Origin of the sequence: Photobacterium sp. Ph5 (assembly GCF_022129445.1) — a bacterium.
Taxonomy (GTDB): Bacteria; Pseudomonadota; Gammaproteobacteria; order Enterobacterales; family Vibrionaceae; genus Photobacterium.
Window position 1 is genome coordinate 16037 of record NZ_JADQAQ010000020.1, and the last position, 25315, is coordinate 41351.

Sequence of the window (25315 nt, forward strand, 5' to 3'; positions counted from 1 at the left end):
ATTAAAATTAAAACAATTTTCTGCACCAAGGAAAGATGAAGATATCGAGGCAATCTTTTTTCGTGCTGTTATAATCATCACCATTGTATAAATAACCAGTAGATAGCGATGGACGTTTCACTCCTATTAGACGGGCTCAATGATAAACAAAGAGAAGCGGTGGCAGCGCCGTTGGGTAACCACCTCGTGCTGGCTGGTGCCGGTAGTGGTAAGACACGAGTGCTGGTTCATCGCATTGCTTGGTTGTTATCGGTAGAGCAAGCATCACCGTATTCGATCATGTCGGTGACTTTTACCAACAAAGCGGCCGCAGAAATGCGTGGGCGTATTAATGAGTTAATGCATGGTTCAAGTGCGGGGATGTGGAATGGCACTTTCCACGGACTATGTCACCGTATGCTGCGCGCTCATTACCTTGATGCACGTTTGCCGGAAGATTTTAATATTTTAGATTCTGATGATCAGATGCGTTTATTGCGCCGCTTGATCAAAGCGCAGAATCTAGATGAAAAACATTGGCCTGCTCGTCAGGCTGCTTGGTATATCAATGCCAAGAAAGATGAAGGTTTACGTCCTAAACACGTTGAAACCTATAGCGATCCCGTAGAGCAAACTTGGCTGCGAATTTACACCGCTTACCAAGAAGCGTGCGATCGCGCGGGTATGGTCGATTTTGCTGAACTATTGCTGCGATCTTACGAGTTATTGCGCGATAACAAGCATATCCGTGAACATTACCAAGCTCGCTTTAAGCACATTTTGGTCGACGAGTTTCAAGATACCAATAGCATTCAGTTTGCGTGGTTACGCTTAATGGCAGGGCCTGATTGCCATGTGATGATCGTGGGTGATGACGACCAGTCTATTTATGGCTGGCGTGGGGCAAAAATCGAAAATATTCAGCGTTTTTTAAATGAATTTAAAGATGCGTCGTCGATTTTCCTTGAGCAAAATTACCGTTCGACCGGCAATATTCTAAATGCTGCCAATGAGTTGATTGCGAATAACAACGAACGTATGGGCAAGAAACTTTGGACTGACGGCGGTGAAGGTGAACCGATTTCGCTTTATTCTGCGTTTAACGAGCTCGATGAAGCGCGTTTTGCGGTGGGGAAAATTAAAGAGTGGCGCGATCAAGGTGGTAGCCTCAACGAAACGGCTTTCTTGTACCGTAGTAACGCCCAATCTCGCGTATTAGAAGAAGCATTAATTCAAGCTGGGTTGCCGTACCGTATCTACGGCGGTATGCGATTCTTCGAGCGCCAAGAGATAAAAGATGCGTTGTCTTACATGCGTTTAATCTCCAATCGTAATGATGATGCCTCGTTTGAGCGTGTGGTAAATACCCCGACGCGTGGTTTGGGCGATCGCACGTTAGAGACGATTCGTTTAGCTGCTCGCGATCGTGGTTTAACCATGTGGCAATCAAGTATTGCCTTGCTTGAAGAGCAAGTTTTAGCCGGTCGTGCAGCGAATTCATTACGCCGTTTTATCGAGCTGATTAATGCTCTTGAAGACGATACCGCAGACTTGCCAATGTATCAGCAGACCGATGAAGTCATTCGAAATTCTGGTTTACGTGCAATGTACGAGCAAGAAAAAGGCGAAAAAGCCCAAGCGCGTATTGAAAATTTAGAAGAATTGGTCACAGCTACTCGCCAGTTTGAGATCCCAGAAGAAGCTGAAAGCATGACACCACTTGCGGCCTTCTTAGCCCATGCGGCACTAGAAGCGGGTGATGGTCAGGCGGATGACTTTGAAGATGCGGTGCAGCTGATGACGATGCACAGCGCCAAAGGCCTGGAATTCCCAGTGGTATTTATGGTGGGTGTAGAAGAGGGAATGTTCCCTAGCTCACGTACCACAGAGGAAGTGGGACGTTTAGAAGAAGAGCGTCGTTTGTGTTACGTGGGGATGACCCGTGCAATGCAAAAACTGTATATCACGTATGCTGAAATGCGTCGTTTATACGGTAAAGATAATTTCCACAAACCTTCACGTTTTATCCGCGAAATTCCCGACCAGTTCGTCGAAGAAGTCCGCATGAAAGCACAAGTGTCACGTCCGGCAAGCAGTGGTCGTTTTAGCCAAACACAGGTGAATAACAACTTTAATGAGACAGGTTTTAACCTCGGTCAGCGTGTTGAGCATCCAAAATTTGGTGAAGGCACCATCATTAACTTTGAAGGCAGTGGCGCACAAAGCCGTGTGCAAGTGGCGTTTAATGGTGAAGGTATTAAGTGGTTGGTGACTCAGTACGCCAAGCTTACACCAATGTAATTGCATGCATTGTTAATTGCTCGTAATACTTAAAAATAAAGCCCAGCAATCATCTTGAGTGCTGGGCTTTATTTTTATCTGTATATTAGCGCGCGGCTATTGGCTGATCACTTTACCTTCTCGACGAGGATCGGCTGCGCCAATAAGCTGGTTTGGCGCAATACTTATCGCTTGAATACCTGAATTCAGATCTTTGATTTGGGTTTTGTAGCCCAGCTTCTCAAGCTTTGGCGCCCACTCAGCCGCGGGCGTGTTTTTTTCAAGTTCAAAAGTGCCGAAGCGATTATTCATATTCGGTAAGTTGATCGCTTGTTGTAAATCCATCCCCCAATCAATATACGCGACCAAGGTTTTTGCGAGATAGCCTATGATCTGACTTCCTCCTGGTGAGCCAATGGTTAGCACTGGCTGATTGTCTTTGATCACAATCGTTGGCGTCATTGACGAGCGAGGTCGCTTACCCGGTTCAATTCGGTTAGCAACAGGAATACCATCAATTTGGCTACGGAATGAAAAATCCGTTAATTCATTATTGAGTAGAAATCCCCTGACCATTAAACGTGAACCAAAACTGTTTTCAATCGTCGAGGTGAGTGAGACCACATTACCTTCTTTATCTACAATCGATAAATGGCTGGTGGAAGGCAGTTCGATCGCTTCATCACTGGCGCGGTTATTGGCATGATTCCAAGGTGGCGTCCCCGGTTTTACTTGGGTTAATGCTTTATTTCCATCGAGTAATTTAGCACGCTCGGTAAGGTAGTTCGGATCGAGTAAGCCACGAACCGGCATCGGCACATAATCACTGTCTGCCATATAGCGACCGCGATCAGCAAAAGCTAAACGAGAGGCGTCACCAATTAACAGCCAACTTTTGACGTTATCAGCACCGAGCTTATCCAAGGGGTAATGATTGAGCATGGCTAATATTTGCCCCAAGGTTAATGCGCCAGAGCTAGGTGGACCCATTCCACAAATTTGATACTGACGGTAAGGTGCACAAATAGGCTCACGTTGTTTAACGCTGTAGCTGGCGAGATCCATGGTGTTTAATACTCCAGGATTGCCCTTTGCTTGCTGAACGGTATTAACAATATCTCGCGCAATATCGCCTTGATAAAAGGCTTTGGGGCCATAATCAGCAACTTGACGTAAGATGTTTGAATAAGCGTTATTAACTAACTTACTTCCTGCTTGAAGTGGTTTGCCTTGTGAGTCAAAAAAGTAGGCTTTAGTCGTAGGGTAGCGACTAAGATTTTCTGCATCGTTTTGAACCATTGCAGCGAGCCGTGGGCTGACGATGAACCCTTCTTTGGCTAATTTGATCGCAGGAAGAAACAGGGTTTTCCACGGTAATTTTCCGTATTGCTGATGACTGCGCCAAAGCAGTTTAATCGTCCCCGGTGTACCTACAGATCGTCCACCGACAACGGCATCATAGAATTTTAGCGGCTGACCTTGATTGTCTTGAAACAAACGGGGAGTCACAGCAAAAGGAGCCGTTTCTCGACCATCAAATGTCGTCATTTGGTTATTGTCATTATCCCAATACACCAAAAATCCGCCACCACCGATCCCTGATGATTGTGGTTCAACTAAGCCTAATATTAGCTGTGCGGTAATCATTGCATCAACAGCACTGCCACCCTGACGTAAAATATCAGCTCCTGCTTGACTGGCATAGGCATTGGCTGTGGCGATCATCCACTCTGTACCTGAAACCAACTGTTGTGATTGTTGGTTAATACTCGGCTCAGGTTCAATATGATCAGAGGCTTGTTGAACTTCATTGGCTAGTGCAGGAAATGAAAAACAACAAACACTCAATAAAAAGGCTGTAGCGGAGGTAAACCTTGGCATCGTCAATCCTTATGAGTGGAGTAATGTCGTTAACTGAACGCTATTTTATACTTTTATTTTCTTGAGTTAGATAATAAAAATGAGAGTTCTATCATACATGTCGAATGATTCTCTAAAGGCAAACAAGTTAGCCGCTAATTTTTATTATTCGATGATTGCTGATGAGTTCGGATCCCATCAATACTAAATAACAACAGTGCTAACCAAATACAGCCAAAGGTAATGCCATGTTCTAATTTAAACGGCTCTTTATAAATAAAAGTCGCTAATACGAACATCAAACTAGGGCCGATATATTGTAGAAAACCTAAGGTAGAGAGCTTTAATTTCGTTGCGGCACCCGTAAAACACAGTAAAGGCAAGGTAGTGACAATACCGGCTGCGACTAACAGTAAATTGAGGTCGAAGGAATTATCCGTAAGATTAGCTGTTGGGCTGCTACTGATAAAAAATAGATAAATAGCGGCTAACGGTAATAACACAAAGGTTTCAATAAATAAGCCAGTTTGAGCATCAATATTGATTTTTTTTCGTAATAGGCCATAAAACCCAAAGCTGGTCGCAAGTGCAAAGGCAATCCAAGGTAATGACCCAAATTGAATTAGCTCGGCAATAACACCGACCGCAGCGATTAAAACCGCCCCCCACTGTAAACGACGTAGTCTCTCACCCAGTAACAGCATGCCTAATAACACATTTAATAAAGGGTTAATGTAGTAGCCTAAACTTGCATCTAAAAGGTGGTTGTTATTAACCGCCCAGATGAAAATAAGCCAATTACAACCGACAAGTAGCGCAGATATTGTGAGTAGGAAAAGCGTTTTCGGTTGAGTGAAAACGGCTTTGACACGCACCCACTGGCGGCTGAATGCAATAATGAGTGCAAGGAAGAAAAACGACCAAATCACGCGATGACTCAATATTTCGAGCGGAGGAACGCTGGCAATGGATTTGAAGTAGAGTGGCGCAATCCCCCACATGGTATAGGCAGAAATAGCGAGAATGATCCCACGTTTAGCGAGATTGTTGTTATCTTCCATGAAACTCCAAATCTAACATTGGTTAATTTTTATTCTATGGCAGTATATAAATAAGATGGTTTGATTTACCAGTCTTTATTTTATCGCTGAAGATAAGGTGCAAAGTGAGAGCATCGAGTTTTTAATTGATAGCTAAGTTACTACCTCGCATCAAAGGGGGCTTTAGGTATAGAATGAACGCCCCGTTTAGCCAAGAGACTTATCATGTCATCCGTCTGCCATCATGGACCCAGTTCTGTATTATCAGCGTCTACGAGCGAGTCTGTTTTACAGGAAGTTTTCGGTTATCAGCAATTTCGTGTAGGTCAACTGGATGTGATTGATGCCGTCAATCGTGACGAAGATTGTTTGGTGATTATGCCAACGGGTGGTGGTAAGTCATTGTGTTATCAGATCCCTGCTTTGTTGAAAGAAGGGATCACGCTAGTTATTTCACCGCTTATTTCATTGATGAAAGATCAGGTCGATCAGCTTAAAGCCAATGGTGTTGCTGCCGCTTATATCAATTCGACAATGGAACGAGATGAGATCCTCACCGTGTTTGATGCGATGAAAGATGCAACGGTAAAGCTGGTCTATGTCTCGCCAGAGCGCGTATTAACGTATGATTTTATTGATCGTTTGCGTGACGTACCGCTGGCGATGGTCGCGGTTGATGAAGCGCATTGTATTTCGCAGTGGGGACATGACTTTAGACCAGAATATGCCGCGTTAGGACGATTGAAGCAGTCGTTTGAAAATCTACCGATAATGGCATTAACCGCAACGGCAGATGAAACAACCCGCCATGATATAGTTAGCCGTCTAGGATTGCAGACCCCTCATGAGTATCTAGGCAGTTTTGATCGTCCGAATATTCGCTATATTTTGTGGGAAAAGCATAAACCGCTAACACAAATTATTCGTTATGTTGAAGGTATGCGTGGGCAATGCGGTATTATTTATTGTAATAGTCGTAAGAAAGTAGAACAGATCAGTGAAAAACTGCGAGATAAAGGCATACGTGCAGAGGCTTATCATGCGGGGTTAGATCATGTTGAGCGAGCCAATGTTCAAGAGGCGTTTCAACGGGATGATATTCATATCGTGGTTGCCACTGTTGCCTTTGGTATGGGGATCAATAAACCCAATGTGCGGTATGTCGTGCATTTTGATATTCCTCGTAATATCGAGTCGTATTACCAAGAAACCGGTCGAGCAGGGCGTGATGGTTTACCTGCTGAGGCGGTAATGTTTTACGATCCTTCAGATTTAGCATGGCTTCGCCGTTGTTTAGATGAAAAAGAAGAAGGGCAACAAAAGGACGTCGAACGTCATAAACTGCATGCGATGGGCGCTTTTGCTGAAGCACAAACCTGTCGTCGTCAGGTATTGTTGCATTACTTTGGTGAGCACCGTGATGAACCATGTGGTAACTGTGATGTGTGTTTAGATCCGCCGCAACGGTTTAATGCGGTAGAAGTGGCGCAAAAAGCCTTGTCTTGTGTCTATCGTGTCAACCAAAGCTTCGGTATTACCTATATCGTTGAAGTGCTCCGTGGGATGCAAAACCAACGTATCCGTGAGCATGGGCATGATAAATTAAGTACTTATGGTATTGGGCGTGAATATAGCCATGAATATTGGGTGAGTGTCTTGCGCCAGTTAATCCATTTAGGCTATTTAACCCAAAATATCAGTCGTAATTCGGTACTGCAATTAACTGAAAAAGCCCGTCCATTATTACGTGCTGAGATTAGCTTAGAGCTTGCTGTTCCACGACTCGATAGCATTGCACGTAATATGAAAGTGAATAAACTTGCCAATCGTCAATACGATAAAAAGCTGTTTGCCAAATTACGTAAATTGCGAAAAGCGATTGCAGATGAAGAAGATCTACCGCCTTATGTGGTGTTTAACGATGCCAGCTTAATGGAAATGGCAGAGCGATTACCGACGTCAAATGGTGACTTTCTTGCGGTGAACGGAGTAGGACAGCGTAAACTAGAAAAATACGGTGAGGTCTTTTTAGGCTTGATCCGCGATCATTTATTGGCGATTGAAGAGCTGCATTAAGATATAGATCTAGCAATTTGGTACTGATATAAAAAAACCGGGCTCATGGTAAACCCGGTATAGAATGCGTTAAGAAACACCCTCATGGTGTTTGCCACGACAAAACAGCTTGCGTATTTGGTGGAATATTCATTTCACCGACCATCAAATTAACGCGACGGGACTCGCGATAACATTTTTGATGGCGTGCTAATAAGACCATGATGAAATAAGAAATACTAGCGTGTACTAAATCTTTGTAATCTTAATTAACACTTACTTACATCATGGTGTGAGTAAGTGCTATTTCTCTTTCTGGTTATAAAAAGGAATGACAATGACCCTACTTGAAAGCCAACCGTTTAGTGTTCGTCAACTCGATCTCAATGCCCGTTACTTATCCATCGTTAGCCCTGATTTTGACTTTGATAGTTTTGGTTCAGTCGCTTTACAACTTTTAAAGATACTCGATGCTACTGTGATTGAAAAAGAGTGCAGTGCTGATCTGCATATTTGGTTAGTTGATTTTGAAGGTTGTCGCTTGTTGCTCAAAGGTGAACATTACAGTAGTGCATTATGGTTAGAGGCTATGAGTGAGGATGATCTTGATACATTGGCATTTGTCGCAGGCTTATTAAATTGAGATCGATATTTATCAAGAGCTAGGCAATAAAGTGAATTTCTGTATAATCGCCGACCTGGTTGTTGTTGGCATATAAAATGGCGAGCAACATATATTTTTGGGTTCCCTCCCCCCATTGACAAAAAGGTCTCACATGACGACTGCTTTATCTCAATCTAACGCTATAGCTTCACCCTCTTTTACTCCGCAACAGCAACGTAAAGCCCTAGGTTATTTAGTGCTATTTCATTTACTCGTGATTGCATCGAGTAACTATTTAGTGCAATTGCCATTTACTGTGTTTGGCTATCACACCACATGGGGGGCGTTTACTTTTCCGTTTATATTTTTAGCTACCGATCTTACTGTGCGTATTTTTGGGGCAGGAATGGCGCGTAAAATTATTTTTCGCGTCATGATGCCAGCGCTGCTCGTATCGTATTTATTATCGGTCTTGTTCTTCCAAGGCGAATACCAAGGGCTAGGACATTTAACGGAATTTAATCTGTTTGTTGCTCGTATTGCGATTGCCAGTTTTATGGCTTACTTGCTCGGACAAATTTTAGATGTATCGGTATTTAATCGTCTACGTCAATTAAAACAATGGTGGATAGCCCCAACGGCCTCCACTATTTTTGGTAATGCGATTGATACCATCGCGTTCTTTAGTATTGCGTTTTACCACAGCCCCGATCCGTTTATGGCTGCAAACTGGACGGAAATTGCGTTGGTGGATTACAGCTTTAAATTAATTATTAGTCTCGGACTATTTGTGCCTATTTATGGCGTATTACTTAATTATTTAATTGATAAGCTGACAACGTTATCACCGCAAGCGTTAGTGGTTGCAAAGACTAATCAATAGTTTTGTTACTAGTGATAAGGGTGAAAGAAGAAGCCGATCTTAGGATCGGTTTTTTATGCTGTGAAGACGCGGGTTAAAAAATATCATTTTAAATGACAATTGTTCTCAATAAAGTGCTTGCATCTCAAGTGAGAATGGTTATTATTAACAGGCAGTCAGGCGATAGGGATGGAACATAATCATATCGTCTTGATGGCACGACATTGCTCACATTGCTTCCAGTGTACTACAGCTCCGGTTGCGTGTTATTAGTGTAGGGCTAATAACCGAACACCACTTTTGCTGAGCGACGCTACTCATCGTAGCGTCGCTTTTTCTTTTCTAAGATTTACTTATTTTTATTCTCGCCTTTTATTATTTCGTGAACGTTAAGTGCATTGATCTATTCTGTCGCCTTCACAAGGGCGTATTATTTTGGTGTTATCTTACTGCGCCATAATCGAAGCATTGGTATGGATCACGATTAGGATAAAAGAGAGGGTGACGCTATTTTTTTGTCTTCAATTGAAGCTAAATGTCCATTGACAGATATCTCTGCCATTAAATTGTTCGAAGGTGGTTAAAATTACCGCAATTTAGTTATTTTTGGTTTTGTTACTAAGCAAATCGTCTGATTTTTATGGTGTTATTACCGTATTTTTATTTATCAAGATAAGGTTTTCCACAATTAATGATCAAATTGGGATCGAGGATCTAAATCGATTTTTTTTATTAACTGTTTGATTATATAAAGAATAGTTTCTTATTTTGGAAATAACCTAAAAAACGATCAACTGGCGTAAATTAAATACTAACAAAGTTATCCACAGAAAAAGTCAGAATAGAATAAAACATTGGTTAACACTTGCGACAGGGCGTGGCATTCTATGGTTATTGCATTTTTCCTGTCGCTCAACGCCTAATATGGTCGATAATAGAGCTACCCTGAACGACAAACGCTTGGATATAAGAATAACCCTATGGCAACTATTCCAGAAAATCCATTGATCCTGATTGATGGATCCTCTTACCTGTATCGTGCTTACCATGCTGCGCCGAATTTCACTAACTCTGACGGTGATCCAACAGGCGCAATATATGGTGTTGTAAACATGCTACGTAGCATGTTACGTCAATTTTCAACCGAACATATTGCAGTGATCTTTGATGCGAAAGGGAAAACCTTTCGTGATGATATGTATCCTGAATATAAAGCCAATCGTCCACCGATGCCGGACGATCTTCGCAGTCAGATCGAACCATTGCATGCGGTGATCAAAGCAATGGGGCTTCCATTGATCGCGATATCTGGAGTTGAAGCCGATGATGTGATTGGTACGTTATCCACACAAGCATCACAACAAGGTATGCCAGTACTGATCAGTACAGGTGATAAAGATATGGCTCAGCTGGTGGATCAAAATGTTACTTTGATCAATACCATGACAGATGTCGTGATGGATCCTGCCGGTGTTGTGGATAAGTTTGGGATCGGTCCTGAGTTGATCATCGACTACCTTGCTCTGATGGGCGATAAAGTGGATAACATTCCTGGCGTACCTGGGGTTGGCGAGAAAACAGCAAAAGCATTGCTTACCGGTATCGGAGGGTTAGATGCCTTATACGATAATTTAGATGATATTGCTGCTCTCGGTTTCCGTGGTTCAAAAACCATGGCGAAAAAGCTGATTGATAATAAAGAAGCGGCTTACATGTCATATAAGCTTGCCACCATCAAATTAGATGTTGAGCTAGATGTAACACCTGATGAATTGCGTAAAGGCGTGCCAGATACAGATGCACTCACCGAGCTGTTTGGTAAGTTACAGTTCCGTCGTTGGTTAACTGAAATGCTTGATGGAAGCGATGGCCGTATTGTTGCTGACGAAAAATCAGGTGATGCGCCAACTGAGAAAAAAGCCGTTGCACCAACGATCGATCGTAGTGGGTATGAAACGGTTTTAGATAAAGAAAGCTTTGCAACATGGCTTGAACAATTAAAAGCGGCAGAGGCGTTTGCCTTTGATACCGAAACCGATGGTTTAGATTACATGACGGCGAATGTCGTCGGTGTGTCTTTTGCGATTGAAGAAGGTAAAGCGGCTTACGTCCCTGTGGCTCATGATTACCTTGATGCGCCAGCGCAGCTTGATCGTGATTGGGTACTTGAGCAGTTAAAGCCGCTACTTGAAGATCCAAAACAAGCGAAAATTGGTCAAAATCTTAAGTTTGATGCCAGCATTGTTGCTCGTTATGGCATTGAAATGCAAGGTATTGTGTTCGATACAATGCTTGAATCTTATGTGTTTAATAGCGTTGTTGGGCGTCATGATATGGATAGCCTTGCCCTACGTTATTTAGAGCACAAGAATATCAGTTTTGAAGAAGTTGCAGGTAAAGGTAAAAAGCAGCTAACGTTCAATCAAATCGATTTAGAGCAAGCTGGCCCTTATGCGGCTGAAGATGCTGACATTACTTTGCGTTTGCACAATACGTTATATCCAAAAGTAGAAGCTGACGACAAGCTTAAGCACGTCTTTGAAACTATCGAAATGCCATTAGTGCCGGTACTTTCACGTATGGAACGTACGGGTGTGTATGTCGATAGTATGTTGCTTGGCGCACAATCAACAGAGATCGCTGCTCGACTCGATGAGATTGAGAAAAAAGCGTTTGAAATTGCAGAGCAAGAATTTAATTTAAGCTCGCCAAAACAGCTTCAAGCGATCTTATTTGAAAAAATGGGATTACCGGTTTTAAAGAAAACGCCATCAGGTACACCGTCAACCAATGAAGAAGTATTGCAAGAGCTTGCGCTTGATTACCCACTGCCTAAGTTACTCTTGGAATATCGTGGACTTGCAAAACTGAAATCTACTTACACCGATAAGTTGCCTAAGATGGTAAATCCAGCAACGGGGCGAGTGCATACTTCTTACCATCAGGCCGTGACTGCAACCGGACGTCTATCATCAAGCGATCCAAATTTGCAGAATATTCCAGTACGTAATGAAGAAGGTCGTCGTATTCGCCAAGCGTTTGTCGCGCAAAGTGGCTATAAGATCCTAGCAGTCGATTACTCTCAAATTGAACTACGTATTATGGCGCATTTATCCGGTGATAAAGCATTATTAGATGCCTTCCGTCACGGTAAAGATATCCATGCAGCAACGGCTGCTGAAATTCTCAGTTTAGATATCGAAGATGTGAGTAATGAGCAGCGTCGTCGTGCTAAAGCGATTAACTTTGGCTTGATCTATGGTATGAGTGCATTTGGTTTAGCAAAGCAGCTAGATATGGGACGTAATGAAGCGCAAAACTACATGAATGTGTATTTTGAGCGTTATCCCGGTGTTTTAGAATATATGGAGAGCACGCGCAATGCGGCTTCAGAGCAAGGTTACGTTGAAACGCTCTTTGGTCGTCGTCTATATCTTCCTGACATTAAATCACGTAATGGTTTACGTCGAAAAGCAGCGGAACGTGCAGCAATCAATGCGCCAATGCAAGGAACCGCAGCTGATATCATCAAGTTGGCGATGATTGCGGTTGATGCTTGGGTGCAGCAACAACCGGAAGGTGATGTACGTTTATTAATGCAAGTACACGATGAATTAGTGTTTGAAGTGAAAGAATCAGTACTTGAAGCGGTAACGGCATCAGTTAAAGCATTAATGGAACAAGCCGCAACGCTGGATGTACCACTTATCGCTGATACTGGTTACGGTGATAACTGGGATCAAGCGCACTAATATTTATTGGTAATAATCAAAATAATGATAAATAGTCAGCACGATGCTGGCTATTTTTTTTGTTAAAAATAAGCGACAAATAAAAACCAATATGTAAAATTTACTTACAACAAAGTGAAAAAAAACTACATTTAGGGGTTCCAAAAACTGCACGTTTGATATACAGTTATAGGCGTAGGGTACAGAGGTAAGATGTTCTATCTTTCAGACCTTTTGTTTCACGTTATTGGATTTGGCTGATTCAGCCGCCCTGGTCTCACTTTGGACCGGGGCGTTTTTTATTGTGCGCTCGAAAACTTTTTCTCTTCGTTTATACCTTTCTTTTTTATCTGTTATTACTAATTTCTTTTTAGTTTTCTCGCTTTGAGCTAATTATCAATCAAATTGTGGTTATTCATTGCTCGATTCAATCTTTTTCGCTTGTCTGTTGGTCTATTTTTCTCTTTATTTTCTTTTTAGTTGTTATTTTTTAGAGTAAATACTTTAAAAAATAAAAACAGCCGTTATACTAAAAAAAGCTTCTTGTTCATATTTGCTGTTAGTGCTGATGACATTATTAGCCGTTCAACAAATCCATGAAATAACCATTCCTAAATTATTGGGGGTGGTTTTTTTTTGCTTTTTTTTAGTCAAATAGTGTTGTAATAAACTTCCAAAAAGAAAAGTAGCTTATTAACATTTTACGTTGTTATTTTGTTAATAAAATAATGTTCTGAGTAAGAATAGCTTGACCAATATTTATATCGGAATTGAGAGAATAAATAGGTGGGGAGTCGCAAAAAAGTATGTAAATCTAGTCATAGGAAGGCAAGATATTGCGTTAAGGGTGGAAATCATTATTGTTCGTTGCACAAAACTAAAATGACCTCCTATTTCTCTCTTTACTTGCCCCACCGAGATGGTGGGGAATTTTTATAGCTCCAATCCTTAGAGCTACATCAACAACCAAGTTACTCGTTGTCTTCTTCTACTTGCTCTGGGAAAGCATCATCACCACCAGCAAGCACACGTTGGCGCTCTAACTCTGGTGCGTACCACTCATCTAATTTTCGACGAACTTGATCAACACCAATACCTTTTAATGAAGAGAAAGCTTCAACTTGTACGTCACCTTCTAATTCTTTAGTCATTTGGCGGATTTTTAACACCTGCGCTTTACGAGCACCACTTTTCAATTTATCTGCTTTAGTCAGTAATACCAGCACGGGTAAACGACTTTCAAGTGCCCAATTAATCATCTGTTGGTCAAGATCTTTCATTGGGTGACGGATATCCATCAATACCACAAGACCTTGTAAGCACTCACGGCGCTGAAGGTATTCTCCTAATGACTTCTGCCACTTTAATTTCATTTCAAGAGGGACTTGTGCAAAACCGTAGCCAGGTAAATCGATGAGGTTACAGCCTTGAACCACTTCAAACATATTGATCAGCTGAGTACGACCAGGCGTTTTTGAAGTACGTGCTAGCCCTTTTTGATCGGTTAGGCGATTTAGGGCACTCGACTTACCCGCGTTAGAGCGACCAGCAAATGCAATCTCAACGCCTGCATCTTGCGGCAAGTGACGAATATCCGGTGCACTTGTGATAAAACTTGTATTTCTGTAGTTGAGAGGTTGATTCACTGTTAACTCCGTCAAGTCTTCATGTAGTCGACTGATTACTTTTATGTGAAAATGTGTAAAATATGTTAAACCGAGCTTGGTTTGTGATCGTATTGTATACCATGTAACTGAGCATTACTTGTGGTAGTGGAAGCCCTATAATTATAAATGGAATGTCATGAAGAAATTAATATTAATATTAACCCTTCTTGCTAGTTATTCGGCCACGGCTGAAGAAGGCAATATCGAAGCAGGTAAATTGAAAGCTGCAACATGTGCCGCCTGTCATGGTACGGATGGCAATGCAGAATTGATGCAGCAATACCCCAAACTTGCTGGGCAGCATCCTAAATATCTTGAAAAGCAATTAAAAGAATTTAAGTTAGCAATGACCTCTGGTGGAGAAAAAGGACGTAACGATCCTGTGATGGGGGGTATGGCAATGTCACTATCTGAACAAGATATGGCAGATATCGCTGCTTATTTCTCTTCTCTACCTATTTCTGATAACACCTCTTCAGAAGAGTCAATTGAAGTCGCGCAACAGCTTTACCGTTTTGGCGATGCTGAACGTGGTATTGCAGCATGTATTGCGTGCCATGGTCCTCGTGGTAATGGTACGAGTTTATCAGGATTCCCTAAAATCTCTGGTCAAAATGCGGAATACGTAAAACTTCAACTGGAAAAATTCCGTTCAGGTGATCGTGCTAATGATATGAACGCGATGATGCGTTCGGTTGCTGCAAAATTAAGTGATGATGAAATTAATGCGTTGTCACAATATGTCGGCGGCTTGCACTAATATCGCTTGATCCGAATTGAAAAAAGCAGCCTTTTGGCTGCTTTTTTATTATCTATTAATTATCGTTTTACATCTTTTGTTGATTCATTCTACAAGACTATTTTTACTTCTGTCTTATTTGCTCAACAGCTTGTAAGAGATCTGCCATTTGTTATGGTTTTTTTTGCTCGATATTTTGTAGTTAAAAAAATAATAACTATTGATAACAATGAGTTGCTATTGCTTGGTGGTTTGTGCTTTTAAAAATGTGATATCAGTACATTGTTTCAGTTTTTGGTTACTGTAAATTATCTCGTGTCGACAGGGAGAGCGACAATGGATGGAAGCGCTAGGATGGCATGAGCAGGAGCTCGAAGGATCACAGGAAGTCTAGTTAGGATGACTAGGGTTGACGCAAGATGCGGATTGGATTGTCAGGAAGACACTTACGGATAAGATTTTGCAATGACATGATGTCGAAGCAAGAAGTGGTACGTAACGGATAACGTGCTCACAAGGATGGTGTCATTATTATCAGGATGATAGTAAGCGAAAGGGAACGCCAACTCAGGATGAGTTGAATTGCTATGGATAGGACACGGAAGAGTAAAACTCATCAGGATGATGACGAACAACAAGTTCGCAAGGAAAGCACTAATAACAAAAGGAACGTTGCTTAACCGGGATGTTACACGCTAGTTAGGATGACTAGACAGAATATAAGCCAGTGGCTTACATATAGAGCGATAGGTGTAAACCTATCGCTTTTTTCTTTTTAAACCTTTCTATTATCTGCATTATAAACAAGTTAACTTGTTGATCTTTTATCTATCTTTATCGTATTTCCAGATAAAATTGCACAATTTGTCGGCAAAACTACATCTTGATCGCGATTGGGTATAGAATAGCTCGCTCGATTTTACACCAGTTCCGATTTTGCTAATGATCGGCAACACCGGAGATATGATCATGCAACCATGTCCACTATGTCATAGTGAGCAGCCTGGAATATTTGTTGAAGATAAAAATCGCCGTTATTTCCGTTGTCAGCACTGTGCACTAATTTTTGCCGATCCTGAGGCTCAATTATCACCAGAGCAAGAAAAAGCGGTTTATGATCAACATCAAAATAATCCTGATGATATGGGGTATCGCCAATTTTTAGGTCGTTTAGCGACGCCATTAGTGGAACGTTTATCCCAAGGGTCATTAACGGGGTTAGATTTTGGTAGTGGCCCAGGCCCAACACTTTCGATTATGTTGGAAGAAATGGGATATAATATGACGATCTATGACCCGTATTTTGCACCCGATCATAGTGTATTAACGCACCAATATGACTTTGTTACTTGTACCGAAGCCATAGAACATTTTAATCAGCCTGCGAAGGAATGGGGGCTGCTGCTGAGTATGATTAAACCTGGCGGATGGCTAGGATTAATGACAAAGCTAGCAACCGATGCCGAAGCGTTTACACGTTGGCATTACAAGAACGATCCAACCCACGTTAGTTTCTTTAGTCGCGATACGTTCCGTTTTTTAGCGCAACGTGATGGCTTAGAAGTTGAGTTTGTTGGAAATGATGTGATTTTGCTGAGGAAAACCCAGTAATGACCCGTAAGAAAAGAGGCCGTAAGGTTGGCTCTGAAGGCCCAGCGGTATACCGTGATAAAACGCCCAACCAATTAGAGATTGAATCTCGCCAGCGCCAAAAAGCGAAAAAGCGTAAAGGCTTAAAAACTGGTAGCCGCCATTCTGCCGTTGAAGAAACTAAGCAGCGTAATGCCGCGCAGAAAAAAGACCCACGTCTTGGTAGTAAAAAACCAATTCCTTTGATCGTTGAGCCTAAAAAGCCGATGACCAAACAACAACGTCGTTTAACAGCAGAGCAAGAATTAGCGATGCTTGAAAATGACGCTCAGTTGATGGTTCTTCTTGATCGTTTAGATGCTGGCGAAAAGTTAGGGGCTGGCTTGCAAAAACAAGTTGACCAAAAACTGGATCGTATTGAGCAGCTAATGAAGCAGCTTGGTTTGATGGAAGAAGATAACGTTGAGTTGTTCGAGGAAGATGAATACCGCCCAGCGGTTAAATCTGATGATGATTTACTCGATCAATTTGAAAAGATGGATTTAGATAAGTTCGGTAAGGAGTAACCGTTGCAGGATTTGACGCTTCTGCTTGTTATTGGTGGCACAATTGTGACCGCACTTGGTATTTATGCGGGTATGTTACTCGTAAAGCTATACCAACAAAATCAACGCCATAAAGTTTTTTTAGCCCGTGCTGAAGCGCAGCAAAAAGAGGCGATAGAAACGCGTAATAATACGATTTTAGAGAGCGTTTATGTGATAGCCGCTGCCACCAAGCAAGGACAATGTGATTTGTCTGAAGCGGCGATTCGTTTGTATAAGTTGATGGAAGCCTTGCAGGCGGATAAGAGCGTAGATTTCGCAGCAACTTATCCAGCTATTACAGAGCTGTATGAGGTGGTGAAAGAAATGCCTCGCGGTGAAGCGCGTCAACAAACAGAAAAACGCACACGTATGCGTTTTGATCTGGAGCGAATGAAGGCTGAAACCCGATTACAAGAAACTATTGCCATCGAGCTTGATGCCATCCTGTCTACGAAGTCTTAATGACTTGATCTGAACTATTACAGTCATCGTTTAATCTGATTAGGCGATGACTGTATTGTCTTATAAACTATAAGTGTTATTCGTTTTACTATCATTGTACGTTTAACTCTTTATTCTCCCTACAATATTGGAAATATGTCATGTCAAATGAGCAGATTATTTGGGATCAGGCCCTGATTGAAAAGTACAACTACTCAGGTCCGCGTTATACCTCTTACCCAACTGCATTAGAGTTTAATGAAGCGTTCACGTCTGCTGAATTTGAGATGGCATGTAAGCAATACCCTGATCGTAAGTTATCACTTTATATTCATATCCCATTTTGTCATAAGCTTTGTTACTACTGCGGTTGTAATAAAATTATTACCCGCCATCAGCATAAAGCGGATGACTATTTGGATAAGCTAGAACAAGAAATTAAACAACGTGCGACCTTATTGGGTGATCGTCAAGTGAGTCAATTGCACTGGGGCGGCGGTACACCGACGTTCTTAACTGCTGAGCAAATTAGCCGTCTAATGAACAGCCTACGAGCATCATTTAATTTTGATGAAGATGCCGAGATCAGTATTGAAGTTGATCCACGTGAAATTGAACTCGATATTCTTGACCACTTGCGAAGTGAAGGCTTTAACCGTTTAAGTATCGGTGTACAAGATTTTAATAAAGACGTGCAAAAGCTGGTTAACCGTGAGCAAGATGAAGCGTTTATCTTTGCGATGGTTGAGCGTGCACGTGAGTTGGGCTTCCGTTCAACGAACCTTGATTTGATCTACGGCTTACCGCTACAAAATCGTGAAATGTTTGCGAAAACATTAGAGCAAGTACTGGCGATGAATCCGGGACGTTTGTCGGTGTTTAACTACGCCCACATGCCTAAATTGTTTGCAGCACAACGTAAGATTAGCGAAGAGCTATTACCAAGTGCCAAAGAGAAGTTAGGCATCTTGCAAGATACCATTGCGACGTTGACTGGGGCAGGATACCAATTTATTGGTATGGATCACTTTGCAAAACCGGATGATGAATTAGCGATTGCACAGCGCGAAGGTATTTTGCACCGTAATTTCCAAGGTTACACCACTCAAGGTGAGTGTGATTTATTAGGTATGGGTGTATCAGCTATTTCTATGATTGGCGATTGCTATGCGCAAAACCAAAAAGAGTTAAAGCACTACTACCGCGATATTGAAGAAAAACAAAACGCACTATGGAAAGGGGTCTCGCTAGATGCCGACGACTTACTGCGTCGTGAAGTGATCAAAGCCCTAATTTGTAATTTTCAGCTGGATAAAAAAGCGATTGAAACGGAATTTAATATCAATTTCGATCAGTATTTTGCTGAAGACTTGGCGTTGTTAAAAACCTTTATTAATGATGAGTTAGTATCAGTTGATGAGCAACATATTTTTGTTGAACTTAAAGGTCGCCTATTGATCCGTAATATTTGTATGTGTTTTGATAAATATTTACGTGATCGTGCCCGTCAGCAACAGTTCTCACGTGTGATTTAATCTCTCGGTATAAAAATTAGAAAAGCCCCATTCAAGTCGTACTTGAATGGGGCTTTTTGTTATTCGATGTTCATCACATCACTAGGTGCGTTTCGCTACCATCTCGCGAAGTGCTTGTTTCTCACTTTCACTTAAGAAGGCGATCTCTAAGCCATTACGTTGTGCTTGTTCGATTTGCGCTTGGCTTAATCCAACAGCAGGTGCGGCAACCTCATACTCGTAAGGTAATTCAATACCTTCAACGGCAGGATCATCAGTGTTGAGGCAGGCTAAAATCCCATGTTCGAGGAATGGTTTGATCGGATGATCTTTTATGTTAGTTACCGTGCTGGTTTGAATGTTTGAGGTAATGCATGATTCAATACCGATCTTATGCTCAGCCAAGTAATCCATCAGTTTTGGATCTTGAATCGCTTTTACACCGTGACCAATACGTACCGCGCCAAGCTCATTCATTGCTTGCCACATACTTTCAGGGCCTGCCGCTTCACCGGCATGAACCGTGACACGTAAACCCGCATCACGAACTTGTTTAAAATGAGCGTTAAATTGCGCGCCAGGTTGGCCTAATTCATCACCGGCTAAATCGATAGCGACCAATTTATCTTTGTGCGCTAATAAGCCATTAAGCTCTTGTTGGCAAGCTTCTACACCAAAGGTACGGCTCATAATACCAATCAAATTCGCTTTAATGCCAAAGTCACGACAACCGGCTTCAACCCCATCGATAACTGCTTCTACTACACCGGCGATAGGTAAGTTGTGCTTCATTGCCATGTAGTAAGGTGAGAAACGTAGCTCGGCATAATCAATTTGTGCATGTAAGGCATCTTCAACGTTTTCATAAGCGACACGACGACAAGCTTCGAGATCGCCTAATACGGCAACGCCCCAGTCTAATTTTGATAGGAAAGCGACTAAACTTGGCTCAGCTTCTACGATTTGAACGTGTGGACGTAAGCTTTCTAGATCATGACCTGGTAGCACCATATTAAATTGCTGGCCAAGTTCTAGGATGGTTTGAGGGCGAATGTTGCCATCAAGGTGACGGTGTAGATCCGTCAAAGGAAGGTGCTTATTGATCATTATGATTATTCCGATGAAAACTGAGCGTTAAGTATAAGCAAAGTGTATAACGTGAACATAATGGTTGCAGCTAAATGTGATCGCGTTCACCTGCAACCCAATATTACGCTATAGTATTCAATCGTTAATACCCAGCTCTTTGAGTTTTCGGGTTAAGGTATTTCGTCCCCAACCTAATAATCGCGCCGCTTCTTGCTTATGACCATGGCTATGTTGCAGGGCGGTTTCTAGCAAGATTCTTTCAAACTCGGGCAGTGCTTCTGCTAATAAATTTTCATTCCCTTGCTGTAATTCTTGCTTTGCCCACTGCTGTAAACCCTGCTGCCAATGCTGATTATCTTGCTGAGTTGATAAGGTATTTGGATGACTTTCGAGCAACTCTGGTGGTAGATCGCTGGGTAAGACTTCACTGCTGCTTGCCATGACTGTAAGCCAGCGACAAATATTTTCTAGTTGGCGAACATTTCCCGGCCAATCCAGTGCTGCTAGCTGTTCGGTCGTATCTGGGTGTAGAGTTTTGACTTCCACTCCTAATTCGTTAGAAGCGCGTTGTAGGAAATGACGTGCCAGCTGAGGGATATCTTGGCGACGATCTTTTAGTGATGGTAAGTGCACTCGAATAACATTTAGACGGTGAAATAAATCTTCACGAAAATCACTACTGGCAACAAGACGCTCTAGATTTTGGTGCGTTGCGGCAATAATACGGACATCGACGTTAACGGGAGAATGTCCACCGACACGATAAAACTGCCCATCTGCCAATACACGCAGTAAACGAGTTTGAATATCTAATGGCATATCACCGATTTCATCAAGAAACAGTGTTCCGCCGTTGGCTTGCTCAAATCGACCTTGGCGAACACTGTTGGCGCCAGTAAACGCCCCTTTTTCATGCCCGAACAGTTCCGATTCAATCAAGTCTTTGGGGATAGCGGCCATGTTCAGGGCAATAAAGGCATTTTTACTGCGTGGACTATGACGATGGAGTGCGTGCGCAACAAGCTCTTTACCCGTACCTGATTCTCCGTTAATGAGCACCGAAATAGAGGAGCGAGAAAGGCGGCCAATAGCACGGAAAACTTCCTGCATGGCAGGGGCTTCCCCGATGATTTCAGGCACCGACTTTACCTCTGCTTCTGGTTGTTGTTGGCGCTTTTGCTCTTGGCTATGGCTAACGGCGCGTTCAACCAAACTCACGGCCTCATCAATATCAAATGGTTTAGGGAGATATTCAAATGCGCCACGTTGATAAGCATTGACCGCCGCATCTAAATCAGAATGTGCCGTCATAATAATCACAGGTAATAACGGATAATCTTGTTGCAGCAGCTTCAACAAAGCTAAACCATCTGTACCTGGCATTTTAATGTCAGAAACTAAAACATCAGGCACGTTACGCTCAAGGGCTTCTAATACACTATCGGCATTAGCAAAGGTTTCACACTTCATGCCTGCAGTGATCAGTGTTTTTTCCATTACCCAGCGAATAGAACTGTCGTCATCGACAACCCAAATTAACCCTTTGCTCATACGTGACCCTCCTATAGTTATTATTGTATTGGTAAATAGATCGTGAAGTTGGTGTATCCAGGCCAGCTAATGACCTCAATTTTGCCTTGATGTTGGTCTATTAAGTTTTGTGAAATTGATAACCCTAGCCCCGTACCGTCAGCATTACCCGTTACCATTGGATAGAACAAAGTATCTTGAATTGCCGTAGGGATCCCGGGGCCATTATCAATAATTTCAATTTTCGCGGCGATGCGGGCATATTTTCCTTGGATCAATGCTTGGTGGGTGGTACGGGTTTTGAGTTTAATGACTCCACCACCTTGTGCTTTGAGGACGTGGGCTGCGTTGCTGACAATATTAAGTAAGGCTTGCTCGAGTTGTTCGGCATCCATTTCAATTTCGGGCAAGCTTGGATCATAGTCGCGCTCAATCACAATCTTGCTATCATTTTCAATGCTCACCAGCTGACGTACTTTTTCTAATACGAGATGAATATTATCGGTCTTTTTTATGCCAGGGCGCTGTGGCCCTAATAGCCGATCAACCAAATTACGTAACCTATCGGCTTGTTCGATGATCATTTGGGTATATTCGACATAGCTAGGATCGGGTAACGCTTTTTCAAGTAGCTGTGCTGCGCCCCGTAAGCCGCCGAGAGGGTTTTTTATCTCATGCGCTAACCCTCGTACCAATTCTTTTGCCGCTTGCTGCTGAGCTAATTGGGAGAGCTCTTGGCTGATACGACGTTGTTGATCGATAGGTTTCAGCTCAAGCATAATGAAAAGATTTTTTTGCCATGAGATAGGACTGGCATTCAAGCTGAGGAGGTGGCGCTGCCCATCAATCACAAAAGCAACATCGCTATCTGCTAGTCCTTGACCACTTTGGAGTGTGGCTGCGATTAAATCGAGATCAAGAGAAGAGTGTTGCAATAACTCAGGTAACGTAATACCCAGTAGACGGCGCTTACTGGACGATAACAATTGTTCTGCGGCGGGATTGACATAACGAATTGTTAAGTGCTCATCCAATAAAACGATTGCAGTCACAAGATTATCAATAATTATAGGGGTAAAAGCGGTAGTCACAATCAGCATCCTTGTTGATTACCTAAACCATCAATCGGCTTATTTAGGTCAAATGCACCAAGTTGGTGCGTTTGAGTGTAACCTGTTTAATGCTGATCGGGCACCACTTATTATTAAAAGTGTAGGACGGGCTAGCGGGGAACGGGTGTTGTTTTCTTCGCGACTGTCGATGCCCGATGCAGGTAAACAGTAATACTTTCAGATGATGCAATAACCTTGCCGCCTTTAATTAATTGAATTTGTAGCTGGTGGCTGCCGCGATCAATATTGTTTAGTTGCCATGTTAAATCTGTTTGAGGTTCACCTTTTACCACACCATCTAAGACCAATTGCGCCTGGGTTTGACTATTTAGCTTCGTGTTGGTGACGGCATGAACCTTAATAATACCTTCATTGTTTCTGATGGTTTGTTCATGCATCGGAGAGACTAAGCTGACGGTTTTAATAGGTTGTGCTTTTTGCTCAGTGACTGTGATCTCTGTGGTCTGAGCTTCAATGGTTTCAGCGGTTTGTTCAATATTACCGCTGACTTCAGTCACGCTTAAATCATATGTTTTCGCATCAGGTACTTGTGGTTGATCTGTGAAATGAACCACGCCATTTTCATCAGTCCATGAGTAGATAGTGGAAGCATGCGTCGATATTGATGTGATCCACATGATAGCCACAATGGTTGAGGGTATTACATTCATAAAACGAGAGAGTTTCATCCATTAACTCCAAGTTTGATAGCACAGGACGGGGGATAGAAGAGGCTTCATTGTCGTTGCTTTGTGACTAACAACAAGATCAAAAAGGCCTGCTTGTGAAGCAGGCCTAAATATTCAATGTTTAGTAATTAACAAATTACTTAAACTGAGTAGTAAAGTTCAAACTCTAATGGGTGAGTTGTCATGTTTACTTTCTCAACATCTTGAGATTTCAATGCGATGTAAGAATCGATGAAGTCATCAGAGAATACGCCGCCAGAAGTTAAGAACTCACGGTCGTCGCTTAGTGCTTGTAGTGCGCCTTGTAGCGATTCTGCAACTGTTGGGATTTCAGCTGCTTCTTCTGCTGGTAGGTCGTACAAGTCTTTATCCATAGCTTCGCCTGGGTGGATCTTGTTCTGGATACCGTCAAGGCCAGCCATTAGCATTGCAGCAAATGCAAGGTATGGGTTAGCCGCTGGATCACCGAAACGTACTTCGATACGACGTGCTTTCGGGCTTGGTACTACAGGAATACGGATAGACGCTGAACGGTTACGTGCAGAGTAAGCTAGCATTACTGGAGCTTCAAAGCCTGGAACTAGACGCTTGTATGAGTTCGTTGCAGGGTTAGCAAAGGCGTTGATTGCACGTGCGTGCTTGATGATACCACCGATGTAGTAAAGAGCCATTTCAGAAAGGCCGCCGTACTTATCACCAGAGAATAGGTTTACACCGTCTTTCGCTAGTGATTGGTGAACGTGCATACCAGAACCGTTATCACCGACTAGTGGCTTAGGCATAAAGGTTGCAGTTTTACCAAATGCGTGTGCAACGTTATGAACTACATATTTGTAGATTTGAATTTCATCCGCTTTTGTTGTTAGCGTGTTGAAACGTGTTGCGATTTCGTTCTGACCAGCTGTTGCTACTTCGTGGTGGTGAGCTTCAACAACTAGACCCATTTCTTCCATGATTAAACACATAGCCGAACGGATGTCTTGTGATGAATCAACAGGTGCTACTGGGAAGTAACCGCCTTTAACACCTGGACGGTGACCTTTATTACCGCCTTCGAAATCAGAACCTGTATTCCATGCAGCTTCTACATCGTCAATTTTGAAGAAAGAGCCTGACATGTCAGTGTTAAACTTAACATCGTCAAATAGGAAGAATTCTGGCTCAGGACCGATAAGAACAGTGTCTGCGATACCTGTTGAACGCATGAACTCTTCTGCACGCTTAGCGATAGAGCGAGGGTCACGGTCGTAACCTTGCATTGTTGCTGGCTCTAAAATATCACAACGGATATTTAGCGTAGCGTCTTCAGTGAATGGGTCTAGTACCGCGCTTGACGCGTCAGGCATCATTACCATGTCTGATTCGTTGATACCCTTCCAACCTGCAACTGAAGAGCCATCAAACATTTTACCTTCTTCGAAGAAATCAGCATCAATTTGATGAGATGGGATCGAGATATGCTGTTCTTTACCTTTAGTATCGGTAAAACGTAGGTCAATAAACTTAACTTCATTTTCCTGGATCAGCGCTAGTACGTTTTCTACTGACATCTTGAGTAACCTCCGGTGTTATATAAGGGCATGGCCGCAAATTTATTGTTGCTCATTTATGAGAATAAGCAGAGCTGAATACTCTTTAGCGAAAACCATGCCAATTTTTAAAAGCTTTAAGAATGCGGTTTCTACGCATTGCTAAAGCTTAATTAATCCATTTTTGCACTATCTTGATGCGTCTTTGCACTTATTTGGTGCAAGGTCGTGTCATTAACAATAATAGAACATGCTTACTATCGCGATGTTAAAAATTATTGTCAATTCATAATATCCGTAAAAAAGTGTTTTTTTATTGTTAAATGAGAGCTGAGTATCTTTAATGATGTTTTTTATCCGTAGGACTGAGAAAGCAAGGTTAAGTGGGTATTTATGGCCTGAATAGAAGGGTTAAAA

At 42.3% G+C, this 25315-nt stretch carries 18 protein-coding genes; 10 read left to right on the forward strand and 8 right to left on the reverse strand.

Annotated elements, in window-relative coordinates:
• The first annotated feature begins 108 nt into the window (after nucleotides 1-108).
• Nucleotides 109-2280, forward strand: coding sequence for a DNA helicase II (gene uvrD / locus I3259_RS09690; protein ID WP_005372483.1), 2172 nt, complete (start codon nucleotides 109-111; stop codon nucleotides 2278-2280).
• A gap of 96 nt (nucleotides 2281-2376) precedes the next feature.
• On the opposite strand, the gene ggt is transcribed toward uvrD, so the two are convergent.
• Together ggt and rarD are read right to left on the reverse strand one after the other, a co-directional pair.
• Nucleotides 2377-4140, reverse strand: a complete 1764-nt coding sequence (ggt, locus tag I3259_RS09695; protein ID WP_238029433.1) for a gamma-glutamyltransferase — start codon at nucleotides 4138-4140, stop codon at nucleotides 2377-2379.
• A gap of 134 nt (nucleotides 4141-4274) precedes the next feature.
• Nucleotides 4275-5180, reverse strand: a complete 906-nt coding sequence (rarD, locus tag I3259_RS09700) for an EamA family transporter RarD (RefSeq protein ID WP_238029434.1) — start codon at nucleotides 5178-5180, stop codon at nucleotides 4275-4277.
• A gap of 204 nt (nucleotides 5181-5384) precedes the next feature.
• Between rarD and recQ the strand changes: the two genes are divergently transcribed.
• From recQ to polA, 4 genes are all read left to right on the forward strand, one after another.
• Nucleotides 5385-7235: an ATP-dependent DNA helicase RecQ gene (gene recQ / locus I3259_RS09705; protein ID WP_238029435.1), complete on the forward strand. Its 1851-nt coding sequence runs from the start codon at nucleotides 5385-5387 to the stop codon at nucleotides 7233-7235.
• 316 nt (nucleotides 7236-7551) lie between these two features.
• Complete coding sequence (locus I3259_RS09710; protein ID WP_238029436.1) at nucleotides 7552-7857, forward strand: DUF3630 family protein; 306 nt, start codon at nucleotides 7552-7554, stop codon at nucleotides 7855-7857.
• A 133-nt stretch (nucleotides 7858-7990) separates the two neighbouring features.
• Nucleotides 7991-8701: a 7-cyano-7-deazaguanine/7-aminomethyl-7-deazaguanine transporter gene (locus I3259_RS09715; protein ID WP_238029437.1), complete on the forward strand. Its 711-nt coding sequence runs from the start codon at nucleotides 7991-7993 to the stop codon at nucleotides 8699-8701.
• 959 nt (nucleotides 8702-9660) lie between these two features.
• Nucleotides 9661-12432, forward strand: a complete 2772-nt coding sequence (polA, locus tag I3259_RS09720; protein WP_238029438.1) for a DNA polymerase I — start codon at nucleotides 9661-9663, stop codon at nucleotides 12430-12432.
• A 950-nt stretch (nucleotides 12433-13382) separates the two neighbouring features.
• Here polA and yihA read toward each other — a convergent pair.
• Nucleotides 13383-14057 (reverse strand): ribosome biogenesis GTP-binding protein YihA/YsxC, encoded by a 675-nt coding sequence (gene yihA, locus I3259_RS09725; RefSeq protein ID WP_105061451.1) that lies wholly within the window; start codon nucleotides 14055-14057, stop codon nucleotides 13383-13385.
• A gap of 157 nt (nucleotides 14058-14214) precedes the next feature.
• Between yihA and I3259_RS09730 the strand changes: the two genes are divergently transcribed.
• From I3259_RS09730 to hemN, 5 genes are all read left to right on the forward strand, one after another.
• Nucleotides 14215-14838: a c-type cytochrome gene (locus I3259_RS09730; protein WP_238029439.1), complete on the forward strand. Its 624-nt coding sequence runs from the start codon at nucleotides 14215-14217 to the stop codon at nucleotides 14836-14838.
• Nucleotides 14839-15786: 948 nt separating this feature from the next.
• Nucleotides 15787-16428 (forward strand): class I SAM-dependent methyltransferase, encoded by a 642-nt coding sequence (locus tag I3259_RS09735; protein WP_238029440.1) that lies wholly within the window; start codon nucleotides 15787-15789, stop codon nucleotides 16426-16428.
• Entirely contained in the window at nucleotides 16428-16973 is a 546-nt protein-coding gene (gene yihI, locus I3259_RS09740) for a Der GTPase-activating protein YihI (protein ID WP_238029441.1), read from the forward strand. The genes I3259_RS09735 and yihI overlap by 1 nt, the downstream gene beginning before the upstream one ends.
• Before the next feature lie 3 nt (nucleotides 16974-16976).
• Entirely contained in the window at nucleotides 16977-17456 is a 480-nt protein-coding gene (locus tag I3259_RS09745) for a DUF2489 domain-containing protein (protein WP_238029442.1), read from the forward strand.
• Nucleotides 17457-17596: 140 nt separating this feature from the next.
• Nucleotides 17597-18970, forward strand: a complete 1374-nt coding sequence (gene hemN / locus I3259_RS09750) for an oxygen-independent coproporphyrinogen III oxidase (protein WP_238029443.1) — start codon at nucleotides 17597-17599, stop codon at nucleotides 18968-18970.
• 81 nt (nucleotides 18971-19051) lie between these two features.
• On the opposite strand, the gene add is transcribed toward hemN, so the two are convergent.
• From add to glnA, 5 genes are all read right to left on the reverse strand, one after another.
• Nucleotides 19052-20056 carry an adenosine deaminase gene (gene add, locus I3259_RS09755; RefSeq protein WP_238029444.1) on the reverse strand — a complete coding sequence of 335 codons (1005 nt, stop codon included), beginning with the start codon at nucleotides 20054-20056 and terminating at the stop codon, nucleotides 19052-19054.
• Nucleotides 20057-20173: 117 nt separating this feature from the next.
• Nucleotides 20174-21589, reverse strand: coding sequence for a nitrogen regulation protein NR(I) (gene glnG / locus I3259_RS09760; protein WP_238029445.1), 1416 nt, complete (start codon nucleotides 21587-21589; stop codon nucleotides 20174-20176).
• Nucleotides 21590-21609: 20 nt separating this feature from the next.
• Nucleotides 21610-22668 carry a nitrogen regulation protein NR(II) gene (glnL, locus tag I3259_RS09765; protein WP_238029446.1) on the reverse strand — a complete coding sequence of 353 codons (1059 nt, stop codon included), beginning with the start codon at nucleotides 22666-22668 and terminating at the stop codon, nucleotides 21610-21612.
• 122 nt (nucleotides 22669-22790) lie between these two features.
• Nucleotides 22791-23369 carry a DUF4124 domain-containing protein gene (locus tag I3259_RS09770; protein WP_238029447.1) on the reverse strand — a complete coding sequence of 193 codons (579 nt, stop codon included), beginning with the start codon at nucleotides 23367-23369 and terminating at the stop codon, nucleotides 22791-22793.
• 140 nt (nucleotides 23370-23509) lie between these two features.
• Complete coding sequence (gene glnA, locus I3259_RS09775; protein WP_005372511.1) at nucleotides 23510-24919, reverse strand: glutamate--ammonia ligase; 1410 nt, start codon at nucleotides 24917-24919, stop codon at nucleotides 23510-23512.
• Between the last annotated feature and the right edge of the window lie 396 nt (nucleotides 24920-25315).